Genomic DNA, 14,051 nt, shown 5'->3' with positions numbered 1-14,051 from the left:
GGCTGCGCAGAAGTAGTGCTGTCGAGTTCTTGAAAAGTAGCTTGTAGCAGCATATTTGGCTCGAGGCCCCGCATCGGAGTCATCCGAGGTGGGACCTCTGCCGTCACTAGAGATCACCTCGGATACGGCTCGTCACCCTCAAAAACGGTCACGGTACGAAAGTCGTGGCGAAAGTGGTGAATTCCGCGCGGAATTCGCGGTAGGTGCGGCGCAGGTCGGCACCCGGCCACGGTTGTGGCAGGAACTCCGTGGGCAGGATGGGGTCGTGCAGGATATGGCGCACGATCGCTGCTGCCACTTCGAGACGGTCACGCATCGTGTCGGCGGTGTCGAGGGCCGTCAGTAGTTCCGTCGCGGTGTCGGCCCAGTCGGCGGGGTGGAACAGACGGGTGGCGAGTTCGATGGGGTCGTCGGGGCGGCCGGTCACATAGGTCAGTCGGTGGGCCGCGGTGATCTGGGCGGTGCCCAAGTTGTCCGGGCGTCCCCAGACGCCTTCGCGGATCTCGCCGAACTTGTTGGCCTGCAGCGATTCCCGGAGCAGGGTACGTTCGGCCGCGGCCTCGGCGCCCGTGGTGACGATCGCCAGGCGCCAGTCGCCGTCGTAGGGGCGCAGGATCGGGTCGAGGGCGAGGTCCTGCAGTTTCTGGCGGTTCAGCAGCCTGGGGGTGAGCCGGTAGGTCGCGTCGTCGCGTTCGAGGTCGCCCGCAGACACCATGCGGGTCAGGGCCGCGCGCACCGTCGACTCCTGCAGGCCGAGTTCGGTCGCCACATGCACGATCGTCGCCGCCGACGCCTGCGCCGGGTGCGCGCCGAGCAGCACGCTCAGGATTGCCGATCGCGCCGTGAGCCGGCGCCGCGGCAGCGAGTTCCGCACCATCGGTCGATGGTAGCCAGTCGGCGGTGCGCGTCCGCGCAAAGATCGTCGAGCAGGCATTGCAATTTCTCGTCACGCGATGCAAACTTGCAATATCGGTCGCGAGTGAGCCGCGACACGCACTGCCGGAAGGATCAGCATGGCAACCCACGAGGTGACGAATCAGGTACCGCCGCTGGTCGACTACGACCCGGCCGACTACCCGGTGGTGCTGGAGGCGCTGCACCGCGCCGATGCCGGCCACGCCCTCGACGAGCTGCACGAGGTCGGCAGGCTGGCGGGCAGCGCGCAGGCGCAGGAGTGGGGCGACCTCGCCGAGGCGCATCCGCCGGTGCTGAAGACCCATGATCGCTACGGTCATCGCGTCGACGAGGTCGTCTACGACCCCAGCTACCACCAGTTGATGACCAAAGCCATCGGCTTCGGCCTGCACGCCGCGCCGTGGGCCGACGACCGCCCGGCTCCGCACCTGGTCCGGGCGGCCAAGATGAGCGTCTGGGCACAGGTGGACGCGGGCCACGGTTGCCCGATGTCGATGACCTACGCGGTGGTGCCCGCGCTGCGGGCGAATCCCGAACTCGCCGCGCGCTACGAGCCCCTGCTCACCAGTGCGGTCTACGATCCCGAATTGCGGGTGCCCACAACCAAACCCGGTCTCACCGCGGGAATGTCGATGACCGAGAAGCAGGGCGGCTCCGACGTCCGCGCGAACACAACCACCGCCGTGCCCCAGCCCGACGGTTCCTATCGGATCACCGGCCACAAGTGGTTCACCTCGGCGCCGATGTCGGACTTCTTCCTGGTGCTCGCGCAGGCGCCCGGCGGCCTGTCCTGCTTCTTCGTGCCCAGGGTGCTTCCCGACGGCACGCGCAACCCGTTCCGGCTGCAGCGGCTGAAGGACAAGCTGGGCAACCACTCCAACGCCAGCAGCGAGGTCGAGTACGAGAACACCGTCGGCTGGCTGGTCGGCCCCGAGGGCCGGGGCGTGCCGACCATCGTCGAGATGGTGAACCTCACCCGCCTCGACTGCATTGTCGGCAGCGCCGCGGGCATGCGGGTCGGGGTCACCAACGCGGCCCATCACGCCGCGCATCGCAGCGCCTTCGGCGCGACGCTGATCGATCAGCCGTTGATGCGCAACGTGCTCACCGATCTGGCCGTGGAGGCCGAAGCCGCGACGCTGGCCGGACTCTGGCTGGCCGAGCTGACCGACCGCGCGGCGGCCGGGGACGAGCACGCCTCGACGCTGCGCCGGATCTCGCTGGCGGTGACCAAGTACCACGTGTGCAAGCGCGGCCCGATCCACGCCGCCGAGGCACTGGAATGCCTGGGCGGCAACGGATATGTCGAGGAGTCGCGCATGCCGCGGCTGTACCGGGAAGCGCCGCTGATGTCGGTGTGGGAGGGCTCGGGCAATGTCGCGGCCCTGGACACCCTGCGCGCCATGGCCAAGCAGCCCGAGACCCTCGGTGTCTTCCTGGACGAGGCGAAGTCGTCGGCGGGCTCCTCGGCCGAACTCGACACCGCGATCGCTCGCCTCGAGCGGGAATTCACCGACTTCGAGACCATGCAGTACCGGGCTCGCCGCGTCGTCGGGCAGATGGCGCAGGTGCTGCAGGGTTCGCTGCTGGTCCGCTACGGACACCCGGCCGTCGCCGACGGGTACCTGCGGACCCGCCTCGCCGGTGACCGCGGCGACGTCTTCGGCACCCTTCCGCTCGGTATCGACACCGCGGCGATTCTCGAACGATCCACACCGAAGCTCGCCTGAGCCGGACAAGGAGCGCGATCAATGACGATCACACCCGAACGCAATGCCGCCGGCGAAGCCCTCGACTACGCCGAGATGCTGCACGAGTTGGCCGACGCCTCGGTCCGACGCGGCTTCAGCCCGTATCACGACATCGACTGGGACGCACCGGAATTCCAGGTGACGCCCGGCGACCGCCGCTGGATTCTCCCCGAATCCGACCTCATCGGCCGCCACCCCTGGTACCAATCACTGCCGGAATCGACCCGGATCGAGATCGGCATGCACCGGCAGGCCGGCATGGCGAAGGTGGGGCTGCAATTCGAGCAGCTGCTGATGTCGGGGATCATGCTCTACCTGCTCGACCTGCCCAACGGCTCGGCCGAATTCCGCTACGCCACACACGAAGTCATCGAAGAGTGCAATCACACGCTGATGTTCCAGCAGGCCGTCAACCGGGCCGGGGCCGATGTGGTCGGCTTCGGCAGGCTCTTCCGCGGTGTCGCGCCGCTGATCCCGTTGATCGCGCGGGTCTCGCCGACGTTCTTCTTCATGTGCATCCTCGCCGGTGAGGAGCCGATCGACCACATCCAAAAGGCCTTCCTGCGCGGTCATCCCGAGGACTATCACCCGATTCTCAAGGGTGTCATGCGGATTCACGTGGCCGAGGAAGCACGCCACATCTCGTTCGCGCACGAGTTCATCCGTAGGCACGTTCTGGAATCGGGGCCCGTCGCCCGGGGCGCGCTGTCGGTGCTGCTGCCGGTGGCCATGCGCGTGGCGTGCGAGCTGATCGTTCCGCCCTCGCGCGAGTTCTGGTCGCGGTTCGACGTGCCCGAGCACGTGCGGCGCGAGTTGTTCTGGGCGTCGGCGGGATCGCGCCGCGAACGGCGCGGATACTTCGGCGATGTGCGCGCACTCGCCCACGAGATGGGACTCATGAACCCGGTGGCGCGCGGTGTCTGGAAGCTGGCGGGCATCGACGGGCCGCCCACGCGGTATCGCGGTGAGCCGGTCCGTGAACCGGCGCCCCGAGTTGCCAGCTGATCGTTACCCGTCGAAACCGAAGGAGCACACTGTGTCCCACCCCGAGCCCGAATCCGGCGGACGACCGGCGGCCTGGTACGAGAGCTGGGCCGAAGGCCCCGACTCACCGTGGCGGCACCGCCCCGATCCGGACTTCGAGCGCGAGTACTCCACGCTCACCTACGAACGCGACGACCGGATCGCCCGGATCACGTTCAACCGCCCGGACAAGGGCAACGCGATCACCCCGCACACCCCGCGGGATCTGGCGCACGCGGTGGAGCGGGCCGATCTGGACCCGCGCGTGCACGTGATCGTGGTGTCCGGGCGCGGCAAAGGGTTCTGCGGCGGCTACGACCTGGACATGTTCGCCGAGCAGAGTTTCGCGGGTGCGGACGGACCGGACGAGGTCACCGGAACCGTGCTCGACCCGGTGGTCAACGCGATCAACCACAACCCGCAGGGGGTGTGGGATCCGATGATCGACTTCGCCATGATGAGCCGGTTCACCAAAGGCTTCGCCAGCCTGATGCACGCCAACAAGCCGACGGTGGCGAAGCTGCACGGCTTCGCGATCGCGGGCGGCACCGACATCGCGCTGCACGCCGACCAGATCATCTGCGCCGACGACACCAAGATCGGCTATCCGCCCACCCGGGTCTGGGGCATTCCGGCGGCGGGCCTGTGGGCGCACCGGCTCGGCGATCAGCGCGCCAAGCGGCTGCTGTTCACCGGGGACTGCATCAGCGGCAAGCAGGCCGCCGAATGGGGACTCGCGGTGGAATCGTGCCCCGCCGAGGAACTCGACGAGCGCACCGAGGCGCTGGTGGAGCGCATCGCGCGGATGCCGGTCAACCAGCTGATGATGGCCAAACTCGCGCTCAACTCCGCGCTGAACACCCAGGGCGTCGCCAACTCGGCCATGATCAGCACCGTCTTCGACGGCATCTCCCGGCACACCAGGGAGGGCTACGCCTTCCAGACCCGTTCCGCCACCGCGGGTTTCCGCGAGGCGGTGCGCGAACGCGACGAGCCCTACGGCGACCACAAGCGCGCCCAGTTCGAGCGGTGATGGGCGCCTCCGACGCGGTCTCGTCCGCGCCCCCGTGGGCCGCCGATCCCGAATCCCTGGCCCTGCGCGACACCGCCCGGAAATTCTTCGCGACCTCGGCGGTGCCGAATCGCGCTCGCTGGGCCGAACAGGGTTTCGTGGACCGGGAGTTCTGGCGCGAAGCCGGTGCGCTCGGTCTGCTCTGTCTCGAGATCCCGGCCGAATACGGCGGCGGCGGAGGAACATTCGCCCACGAGATGATCGTCCTCGAAGAACAGGGGCGCATCGATGAACCGGGCTTCGGCAACCATGTGCACAGCGGCATCGTGGCGCCCTACCTGCTGGCCTACGGCACCGAGCGGCAGAAGCGGGACTGGCTGCCGAGGATGGCCACCGGCGAGGTCGTCGCGGCGATCGCGATGACCGAGCCCGGCGGCGGCTCGGACCTGGCGAACATGAGCACCCGCGCGGTCGCGGAGAACGGGGACTACCTGATCTCCGGCGCCAAGACCTTCATCACCAACGGGGGCTCGGCCGATCTGATCCTGGTGGCCGCGAAGACCGATCCGGACGGCGGCGCCCACGGCGTCTCGCTGTTCCTGGTCGACGCGGCGACGCCGGGCTTCCGGCGCGGCCGGGTTCTGGACAAACTCGGCCAGCGCAGCGGCGACACGGCCGAACTGTTCTTCGACGAGGCGCGCGTGCCGGCGTCGAATCTGCTCGGCGAGGTAGCCGGGCAGGGCTTCTTCCAGTTGATGACGCAGTTGCCCCAGGAACGCCTGCTGCTGGCGGTGGGCGCGGTGGTGAGTGCCGAGAGCGCGGTCGACCTCGCGGTGGCCTACACCAAGGAACGGCAGGCGTTCGGCAAGCCGCTGTTCGCCAAGCAGCACGTCAAGTTCGAACTCGCCGAATGCGCCACGCTCACCCGGGTGGCCAGGGTGTTCGTCGACGACTGCGTGCGCAAGCACGTCGACAGGACACTCGACAGCGCGACGGCGTCGATGGCCAAATACTGGGCCACCGATGTCCAATGCCAGGTGATCGACCGCTGCCTGCAGCTGTTCGGCGGCTACGGCTACATGCGGGAATACCCGATCGCCGAGATGTTCGTCAACGCGCGGGCGCAGCGCATCTACGGCGGCGCCAACGAAATCATGAAAGAACTCATCGCCCGGTCCCTGTGACCGAGGAGGGCCTCACTCCCGTGACCGAGCATCTCGTGACCGTCGAACACGACGGTCCAGTGACCACCATCAGTATCAACCGGCCGCACGCCCGCAATGCGGTGGATCGCGCGACGGCCGAAGTACTGGCCGACGCCTTTCGCGCCTTCGACGCCGACCCCGGCGCGGCGGTGGCCGTCTTCCGCGGGGAAGGCGGAACCTTCTGCGCCGGAGCGGATCTGAAGGCTTTGGCCGCCGGCGACCCGAACCGTTTTCAGCCGGACGGAGACGCCCCGATGGGAGTCTCCAGGCTGCGGCTGTCCAAGCCGGTGATCGCCGCCGTCAGCGGCTACGCCGTCGCCGGTGGGCTCGAGTTGGCCATCTGGGCCGACCTGCGGGTCGCCGACGAGGACGCGGTGTTCGGCGTCTTCTGCCGCCGCTGGGGCGTGCCGTTGATCGACGGCGGAACCGTGCGGCTGCCCCGGTTGATCGGGACGAGTCACGCCATGGACCTGGTTCTCACCGGACGACCGGTGGGGGCCGAGGAGGCGCTGCGGATGGGGCTGGTCAACCGGGTCGTACCGACCGGACAGGCGACCGCCGCCGCGCAGGCACTCGCCCGCGAACTGGCTGCCTTCCCCCAGACCTGCCTGCGCCAGGACCGGCTCTCGCTGCTGGAGCAGGACGGCCTGACCGAAACCGCGGCGCTGGCCAACGAATTCGAGCACGGCGCCATCTCGATATCCCAGGACACCCTCGCCGGCGCGACCCGCTTCGCCGACGGCGCGGGCAGGCACGGCGCGTTCGCCCACCACGGAGAAGGAATCACCGAGCAATGAGCAGTCTCGCCGGAAAGTCGGCCATCATCAGCGGGAGCGGTCGCGGGATCGGCGCCGCCATCGCCCACAAGCTCGCCGCGCACGGCGCGCGGGTCGTGGTCAACGACCTGGATGCCGCGGCCGCCGAACAGACCGTGAGCGAGATCAGGGCCGCGGGCGGCACCGCGGTCGCCTGCGCGGGCAACATCACCGAGACCGGCTTCGCCGACCGGTTCGTCACGACGGCCGTGCGGGAGTTCGGCGGACTCGACATCATCGTCAACAACGCCGGATACACCTGGGACGGGGTGGTACAGAAGGTGAGCGACGAGCAGTGGGACGCCATCCTCGACGTGCACCTCAAGGCGCCGTTCCAGATCCTGCGGGCCGCGCAGCCGGTGATCAGCGCGGCGGCCAAGCAGGAGAAGGCGGACGGCGTCGCGGTCACCCGCAAGGTCGTCAACATCTCCTCGCTCGCCGGTCTGCACGGCAACGCGGGGCAGATCAATTACTCCGCGGCCAAGGCGGGCATCCTCGGCGTGACGAAGGCGATGGCCAAGGAATGGGGCCGCTACCGGGTGACGGTCAACGCGGTCGCGTTCGGGTTGATCAAGACCCGGCTCACCGAGTCGGCTGCCGACGGGGACGCCACCATCGACATCGACGGCCGGGAACTGAAAGTCGGCGTCAATCCGATGATCCTGCAAGCGGCACAGCACATCGCCCCGCTCGGGCGCCTCGGCACGCCGGAGGAGGCGGCGGGCGCGGTCTACCTGCTGTGCCTGCCCGAATCCGACTACGTCACCGGCGAAGTGCTGGCCTGCAGCGGGGGACTCGTCGGCTGAGCCGGGCTAGCGGAGGTCGTCGAGCATCTGCGCCCAGCGGTCGGCGACCTGCGCGCGGCGGCGGGAGTCGTCGTTGAGCATGCCGGCCAGGCCGAGGCCGCGGGCGCTGTCGAGGAAGGCCTGCACGGTGGTCCGGACGGTGGGGTTGTTGCCGTCCAGCCGCAACAACTCGATGAGCGCCCAGAAGCTGCGGGCGCCGACCTCGAGTTCCATGGCGGCGACCCGGGGTGCCAGCACCGGGTCGTCGGAGGCGGCGATACACAGTTGCAGGGCGGCCTTGAACGTCGGGCCCTGATGCAGCTCCACCACGCGGTGGACCGTCTCGCGCGTGCTGTCGGGACCGGGCGCGACGGTGTGCTGGAAAGCCTCGATCTCCTGGACGCGGGTTTCCAGGATGTGCTGCACCGACGCGGTGAACAGGCCGTCACGGTCCTTGAAATGGTGCTGCACCGCCCCGCGGGTCACCCCGGCGCGCTCGGCAACCTCGGCGACGCTGGCATTGCGCCAGCCACGGGTGGCGAGCACGTCCAGGGCCGCGTCGACGATGCGCTGGTGGGTCGCGACGCCGTTCTCGTTCTGCGGACCGCGTCGCGCGCTCGCCGTCATCGCCGGCCTACAGGTCGACGGTCAGAGTTCCCTTGGCACGTGACACGCATGGGAGGAAGTATCCCGCGTCCAGTTCCTGGGGGCTCAGGGCGGTCGACCTGTGCTCGGGCGTGCCGTCGAGCACCCGGACCGCGCACGACCGGCAGAAGCCCTGCTGACAGGAGTAGGTGGTGTCCGGTCTGGCGGTCAGGAGGGCGTCCAGCGCCGTCTGTTCGGCGCCGACGGTCAGGGTTTCGCCGGTGCCGGCCAGGCGGAGGTCGAATTCCTCGCCGTCGACTACCGGGGCGGGGGAGAACCGCTCGTAGTGGAACTCGACCTCGGATCGGCCTGCCAGCGCTACGCGCAGGGCGTCGACCATCGGCGGCGGCCCGCAGGTGTAGACCGCGGGGGCGCCGGCCAGCTCGCCCAGCAGCAGGTCCGGTCCGGCCAGGCCCGCTTCGTCGTCGCAGTGGACGGTGATCTTGTCCCCGTACGCCTCGAGTTCGGGCAGGAAGGCCATCGACTCCCGGTTGCGTCCGCAGTAGATCATCGTCCACGGCATCCCGACCTGGTCGAGGACCGCGAGCATCGGGAGGATCGGCGTGATCCCGATGCCGCCCGCGATGAGGCGGACCGCTGTCGTGGCCTGGTTGTAGCCGCCGACGGCGAGCGGGAAGGCGTTGCGCGGCAAGCCGATCCGCAGATGTGAACCCACCGGAAGACCCCGATGGACTTCGGCGGAACCGCCGCGACCGTCGGGGATGTAGCGCACCGCGATGCGGTAGCGGTGGCGTTCGGCCGGGTCACCGCACAGCGAGTACTGCCGCATCAGGCCCGAGGGCAGTTCGACGTCGAGGTGCGCGCCGGGCCGCCACGGCGGCAGCTCCGCGCCGTCCGGCAGTTCGAAGGTCACCGCGACGACGTTCTCGTCCCGGGCGACCACGCGGCGCTCGGTCACCACGACGTCGAAGAAGCGCTGCGGCCGCCCCAGCCCGAATTCGGGCGGCTCGGTGAACCCGTCGATCCAGTTCAGCGCCTCCCAGCCCCTGGCAAGCACCCACATCAGGGGGTCGCGGCGGAAGCGGCCGTGGGCGTGGGCGGGGATGTCGCGCAGGTGCGGGCGGTCCGTTTCCCTCATGCCGCGGTCCGGGATTCGATGGTGGCCAGGTAGGACAGCGCCTGCGCCATCGAACCGGTGTCGTCGGGCTGGTAGCTGGGTTTCAGGTAGTCCCAGACCGAGCTCAGCACCATGGTCAGCGTCGGCAGCAGTCCCCGCCGTCCGTCGCGGATGATCTCGTAGAGCACCCGCAGCCGGGAGTCGGTCGCGGCGGGGTCGTTCTTGACCAGGTACCAGATGAACCGGCTCGAGATCCAGACGGTCACCGGGAACACCACGAGCATGGTCCGCAGCCTGCGGAAGTAGCGGTCGTCGAAGTACTCGGCCATCTCGTGGGCGACGGTGCGGTGCTCCATCTCCTCGGCACCGTGCCACCGGAACAGCGCGGCCATGTTCGGGTCGGCGTCGTACTCGTCCCAGGTGCAGTTCAGGACGTAGTGGCCGAGGAACGCGGTGAAGTTCTCCAGCGCCGCGGTGATCGCCAACCGGTTGATCAGGTGCTGCCTCGTTCGTCGCGGATTGCGGTAGGTGCGCGGTCCGAGGACGCGGCGCAGGAAGAAGCGCGCCTGGGCCAGCAGCGGTTCGGGATCGATGCCGTTGCGCTGGAAGTAGTCGTCGAGCGAATCGTCGTGCGCGTTCGCGTGCATGGTCTCCTGGCCGATGAACCCCAGCACGTCCTCACGCAGGCGCGGGTCGCGTACCTCGGGCAGCGCCTCCTTGAACGCTTCGATGAAGAACCGTTCGACCTCGGGGAACAGCAGGTGGTAGGAGCTGATCGCGTGCGAGGCGACCGGCTGACCCGGAATCCAGTGCAGGGGAGTGTCGGTGAGATCGAAGGACACCTGGCGGGCCTTGAGCTGGAGCGGCCCGATGTCGACGGTGTCCAGCACGGGCCGGGTCCTCTTGCGCAATTTCATGTCAGGCTCCTTTGCCGACGAAATCGATGATGTGCCGAGTGACGATCTCGGGCTGTTCCAGGTGGGTGAAGTGCCCAGCGGCCGCGACGACGACGCGTCGGCTGCCCGGGGGGAGATGCTCCAGCGCGTCGGCGCCGGTGTCGACCAGTCCACAGGTGTCCTGGGCCCCTTGCAGATACAGGGTGGGAACCCGCGGCGGGCGGAAAGCCGCCAGCTGTTCGTAGCGGTGGGCCCGGGAGCGGCGGTAGAGCGGGTTCCAGACCGCGCGGTAGTAGCTGAACGCGGCGCGGCGTCGAGCGCGGCCCGCCAGGGCGATCAGTCCCTGTTCACGCTGCCGGGCCACCGCCGCGACCGAGTGCGGCGCCCAGGCCCGCCAGAGCCGGTCGATCAACCAGGCGCCGATCGCGTCGGAGACCCAGGGCGTCGAGACCACCGTCATGTACCAGCTGCGCGGGGCCTGGCGCACCAGCCGGGCGGCATTGACGCGCAGTCGGGACGGGGCGAACAGTGCCGTGATCGTGGCCAGCGGCGGAATGGCGATCAACACACTGCGGTGGAACAGATCCGGGTGTGCCGCGGTCAGCGCGCTGACGATCGCGCCACCCCAGTCGTGGCCGATCACGATCGCGCGCTCGTCGGCGCCGATCTCACGATGGATGTCGACCATGTCGCCGACCAGTGAGCCGATCGAGTAGTCGTCGTCGGTCGCCAGCGAACTCGGCGCGTAGCCCCGGGTGAACGGGGCGACGACATAGCGGCCGGTTGCCGCGAGGGCTGGCCCGAGCACGTCCCAGGTCCAGGCGCTGTCGGGAAAACCGTGCACGAGCAGCGCGAGCGGGTCACCGGGGTCACCCCAGGTGAGTGCCACGAGTTCGGTGGTGGTCGACCGGAACCGTCGCGTTTCCGGGGTGGGCGAAGACATGCGTGCCCTTTCGGTCCGTGGCCGGATCAGCCCTTGCATTTCGACATTCACTAGTGCATGGTTTTACATGTTACTTCGCGTCGCGTCAATCGTGAAGCGATAAGTTCCCAGGTAGACGCAGTGATAGAGCTGTATGGGTTCTCGAATCTCGATGTGAATGACATGCATGCAAGCATGAAGGGAGTCCGGTATGGGTAGCTACGACCTGCTGATCCGCGACGGGATCTGGTTCGACGGCGCCGGATCGGCGGCGCGCACCGCCGATATCGGCATCAAGGACGGCGAGGTCGTCGCGATCAGCTCCCGGCCACTCGACGTCACCGAGGCCGATGAGGTGATCGAGGCGGGCGGCAAGTGGGTGATGCCCGGCTTCGTGGACATCCACACCCACTACGACGTCGAGATGCTCGCCGCCCCCGCGCTGACCGAATCGCTGCGCCACGGCGTCACCACCACGGTCATCGGAAACTGTTCGCTCACCACGATTCTGGCGACCGACGTCGAATGCGCCGACATCTTCAGCCGCGTCGAGGCGGTGCCGCGCGAAATCGTGATCGGCACCCTCGGCGAGCATCGCACCTGGTCCACCCCGACCGAGTACGCCCACGCCATCGACAAGCTGAACATCGGCCCCAATGTCGCGACGTTCCTCGGCCAGTCCGACATGCGGATCCACGTCATGGGCATGGACCGCGCCGTCGACGACGAGGTCGAGCCCACCGCCGCCGAACTCGACCGGATGATCGCGATCCTGAACGAGGCGCTCGACGCCGGATTCCTCGGCATGTCGGCCACCACGAACTGGATCGACAAGCTCGACGGCGACCTCTACCGCTCGCGCTCGCTGCCCACCACCTTCGTCAAGCGCCGCGAATTCCGCGCGCTGAACAAGGTGCTGCGCGATCGTGAGCGCATCCTGCAGAGCACGCCGGAGATCTCGCTCACCCCCAACCTGCCCAAGTTCTTCCTCGCCGCGGGTGGCCGCTTCCGCCGCAAGGCCCTCAAGGTCTCGCTGCTCGCCGCCGCCGACTCCAAGGCGTATCCGCCGCTGGTGTACTTCATGATGTACGGCGCGCCGATCATCAACCGCCTGCTCAACGGGGTGTTCCGCTGGCAGCATCTGCCGGTGCCGTTCACGGTGTACGCCGACGGCATCGACCTGGTCGTGTTCGAGGAATTCGGTTCCGGCGCAGCCGCTCTCGACATCAAGGACCAGGTCGAGCGCAACGAGCTGCTGCGCAGCGAGGAGTACCGGCGCTGGTTCCGCCGCGACTACGAGAACAAATTCAGTCCGAAGATCTGGCACCGCAACCTCTACGACGCCACCGTCGTCGACAGCCCCGACCCGTCGCATATCGGCAAGAGCTTCGGACAGCTGGCCGACGAGCGTGGCATCCACCCGGTCGACGCGTTCCTCGACCTGGTCGTCGAGCATGGCCGAAAGATCCGCTGGCGCACCACGATCGCCAACCACCGCCCGAAGTACGCCGACAAGCTCGCCGCCAACAAGAACGTGCACATGGGCTTCGGCGACGCGGGCGCCCACCTGCGCAACATGGCCTTCTACAACTATCACCTGCGGCTGCTCGAACGAGTGAAGTCGGCGCAGGGCGAGCGCAAGCCGTTCCTCACTCTCGAACACGCCGTGCACCGGCTCACCGGGGAACTGGCCGACTGGTACAACCTCGACGCGGGCCACCTGCGCGTCGGCGACCGCGCCGACATCGTCATCGTCGACCCCGAGGGGCTCGACGGCGAGGTGCACGAGCTCGCTGAACAGGAAGTCCCCGAATACGACGGCCTGCGCCGCATGGTCAACCGCAACGACCGCGCCGTCACCGCGACCATCGTCAACGGCCGCGTGGTCTACCGCGAGGGGACGTTCGCCGACGGGCTCGGAAAGGGCTGGGGCCCTGGCCGTTTCCTGCCCGCCGGGCGCAAGGTCCGCGGCGCCACCCCCACTCCCACCGTCTCGGCGCAGTAGTGCCGGAAAGGAACACCGTGCTCGACACCTCCGAACTCGCGCGCTCGCTCACCCTGCCGGTGGTCGCGGCGCCGATGTTTCTCATCTCCAAGCCGAAACTGGTGATCGCGCAGGCCCGTGCCGGGATCATCGGCGCGTTTCCGACGCTGAACGCGAGGTCGGTGGAATCGCTGCGGGACTGGCTGGCCGAGATCGGCGAGTCGGTGGCGGGCGCGCCCTACGCCGCCAACCTGATCGTGCACCGGTCGAACACGCGCTGGGAGGAAGACCTCGCCGCGGTGGTGGATCACCGGGTTCCGGTGGTCATCACCTCGCTCGGCCTGCGCTCCGAAGTCGTCGGCGCGGTGCACTCCTACGGCGGCATCGTGCTGCACGACGTGATCAACAACCGCTTCGCCCGCAAGGCCGCCGACACAGGATACGACGGTCTGATCGCGGTCGCGGCAGGCGCGGGCGGGCACGCGGGCACGCTGTCCCCGTTCGCCCTGCTCTCCGAGATCCGCCAGTGGTTCGACGGGTTGCTGTTGCTGTCGGGCGCGATCGCGCACGGCCGCTCGGTGCTCGCCGCTCAGGCCGCGGGCGCCGATCTGGCCTATGTCGGCTCGGCGTTCATCGCGACCGACGAAGCCGACGCCGCGGACGCGTACAAGGAGCAGATATCCACCTCGGCGGCGGCCGACATCGTCTACACCAACCTGTTCACCGGCGTGCACGGCAACTACCTGCGCGGCAGCATCGTCGCCGCAGGTCTGGACCCGGACAACCTGCCGGTCTCGGACCCCTCCGCGATGAACTTCGGCTCCGGCGGCAACACCGACGCCAAGGCCTGGCGCGACATCTGGGGTTCCGGCCAGGGCATCGGGCCGATCGACGCGGTCGTGCCCGTAGCCACCCTGGTCGATCGCCTGACCCGTGAGTACGCCGAAGCGCGTCAGCGCCTGGCCGCCCTCACCGCCCAAGACCTGCTGCCCGCCCAGTGATCCGACACCCCGAGGACGT

General features: G+C 68.6%; 13 protein-coding genes. 8 read left to right on the top strand and 5 right to left on the bottom strand.

From position 1 onward, the window contains the following. Positions 1-148: 148 nt before the first annotated feature. On the bottom strand, positions 149-877 hold the full coding sequence (locus ACWEVR_RS12070; RefSeq protein WP_452466948.1) for a PaaX family transcriptional regulator C-terminal domain-containing protein: 729 nt from the start codon (positions 875-877) through the stop codon (positions 149-151). 136 nt (positions 878-1,013) lie between these two features. On the opposite strand from ACWEVR_RS12070, the gene ACWEVR_RS12065 reads away from it, so the two are divergent. Genes ACWEVR_RS12065 through ACWEVR_RS12040 form a run of 6 tightly spaced genes read left to right on the top strand, consistent with a single transcriptional unit; the run spans position 1,014 to position 7,527 of the window. Next, a complete protein-coding gene (locus ACWEVR_RS12065) occupies positions 1,014-2,645 on the top strand; it encodes an acyl-CoA dehydrogenase family protein (RefSeq protein ID WP_452466947.1) in 1,632 nt (543 codons plus the stop codon). A gap of 21 nt (positions 2,646-2,666) precedes the next feature. Then, entirely contained in the window at positions 2,667-3,671 is a 1,005-nt protein-coding gene (locus ACWEVR_RS12060) for an AurF N-oxygenase family protein (RefSeq protein WP_452466946.1), read from the top strand. A gap of 31 nt (positions 3,672-3,702) precedes the next feature. Further along, positions 3,703-4,722 carry a crotonase/enoyl-CoA hydratase family protein gene (locus ACWEVR_RS12055; RefSeq protein ID WP_452466945.1) on the top strand — a complete coding sequence of 340 codons (1,020 nt, stop codon included), beginning with the start codon at positions 3,703-3,705 and terminating at the stop codon, positions 4,720-4,722. Continuing rightward, positions 4,722-5,885 carry an acyl-CoA dehydrogenase family protein gene (locus tag ACWEVR_RS12050; protein ID WP_452466944.1) on the top strand — a complete coding sequence of 388 codons (1,164 nt, stop codon included), beginning with the start codon at positions 4,722-4,724 and terminating at the stop codon, positions 5,883-5,885. Before ACWEVR_RS12055 ends, ACWEVR_RS12050 begins: the two co-directional genes overlap by 1 nt. Positions 5,886-5,905: 20 nt before the next feature. After that, complete coding sequence (locus tag ACWEVR_RS12045) at positions 5,906-6,703, top strand: crotonase/enoyl-CoA hydratase family protein (protein WP_452466943.1); 798 nt, start codon at positions 5,906-5,908, stop codon at positions 6,701-6,703. After that, positions 6,700-7,527 carry an SDR family NAD(P)-dependent oxidoreductase gene (locus tag ACWEVR_RS12040; protein ID WP_452466942.1) on the top strand — a complete coding sequence of 276 codons (828 nt, stop codon included), beginning with the start codon at positions 6,700-6,702 and terminating at the stop codon, positions 7,525-7,527. Before ACWEVR_RS12045 ends, ACWEVR_RS12040 begins: the two co-directional genes overlap by 4 nt. Before the next feature lie 6 nt (positions 7,528-7,533). On the opposite strand, the gene ACWEVR_RS12035 is transcribed toward ACWEVR_RS12040, so the two are convergent. From ACWEVR_RS12035 to ACWEVR_RS12020, 4 genes are read right to left on the bottom strand one after another with little or no spacing between them, the layout of a single operon-like run. Then, positions 7,534-8,133 carry a TetR/AcrR family transcriptional regulator gene (locus ACWEVR_RS12035; RefSeq protein WP_452466940.1) on the bottom strand — a complete coding sequence of 200 codons (600 nt, stop codon included), beginning with the start codon at positions 8,131-8,133 and terminating at the stop codon, positions 7,534-7,536. A gap of 7 nt (positions 8,134-8,140) precedes the next feature. Then, positions 8,141-9,250 (bottom strand): PDR/VanB family oxidoreductase, encoded by a 1,110-nt coding sequence (locus ACWEVR_RS12030; RefSeq protein ID WP_452466939.1) that lies wholly within the window; start codon positions 9,248-9,250, stop codon positions 8,141-8,143. Further along, positions 9,247-10,146 (bottom strand): metal-dependent hydrolase, encoded by a 900-nt coding sequence (locus ACWEVR_RS12025; RefSeq protein ID WP_452466938.1) that lies wholly within the window; start codon positions 10,144-10,146, stop codon positions 9,247-9,249. The genes ACWEVR_RS12030 and ACWEVR_RS12025 overlap by 4 nt, the downstream gene beginning before the upstream one ends. Position 10,147: 1 nt before the next feature. Further along, a complete protein-coding gene (locus ACWEVR_RS12020; protein ID WP_452466937.1) occupies positions 10,148-11,068 on the bottom strand; it encodes an alpha/beta fold hydrolase in 921 nt (306 codons plus the stop codon). Between the two features lie 190 nt (positions 11,069-11,258). On the opposite strand from ACWEVR_RS12020, the gene ACWEVR_RS12015 reads away from it, so the two are divergent. Both ACWEVR_RS12015 and ACWEVR_RS12010 read left to right on the top strand, forming a co-directional pair. Beyond that, positions 11,259-13,052 carry an N-acyl-D-amino-acid deacylase family protein gene (locus tag ACWEVR_RS12015; protein WP_452466936.1) on the top strand — a complete coding sequence of 598 codons (1,794 nt, stop codon included), beginning with the start codon at positions 11,259-11,261 and terminating at the stop codon, positions 13,050-13,052. A 74-nt stretch (positions 13,053-13,126) separates the two neighbouring features. Continuing rightward, positions 13,127-14,032, top strand: coding sequence for an NAD(P)H-dependent flavin oxidoreductase (locus ACWEVR_RS12010; RefSeq protein WP_452467027.1), 906 nt, complete (start codon positions 13,127-13,129; stop codon positions 14,030-14,032). Positions 14,033-14,051 lie beyond the last annotated feature (19 nt).

This window comes from Nocardia sp. NPDC003979 (assembly GCF_053605015.1).
This window is presented reverse-complemented; position numbering and strand designations above follow the sequence as displayed.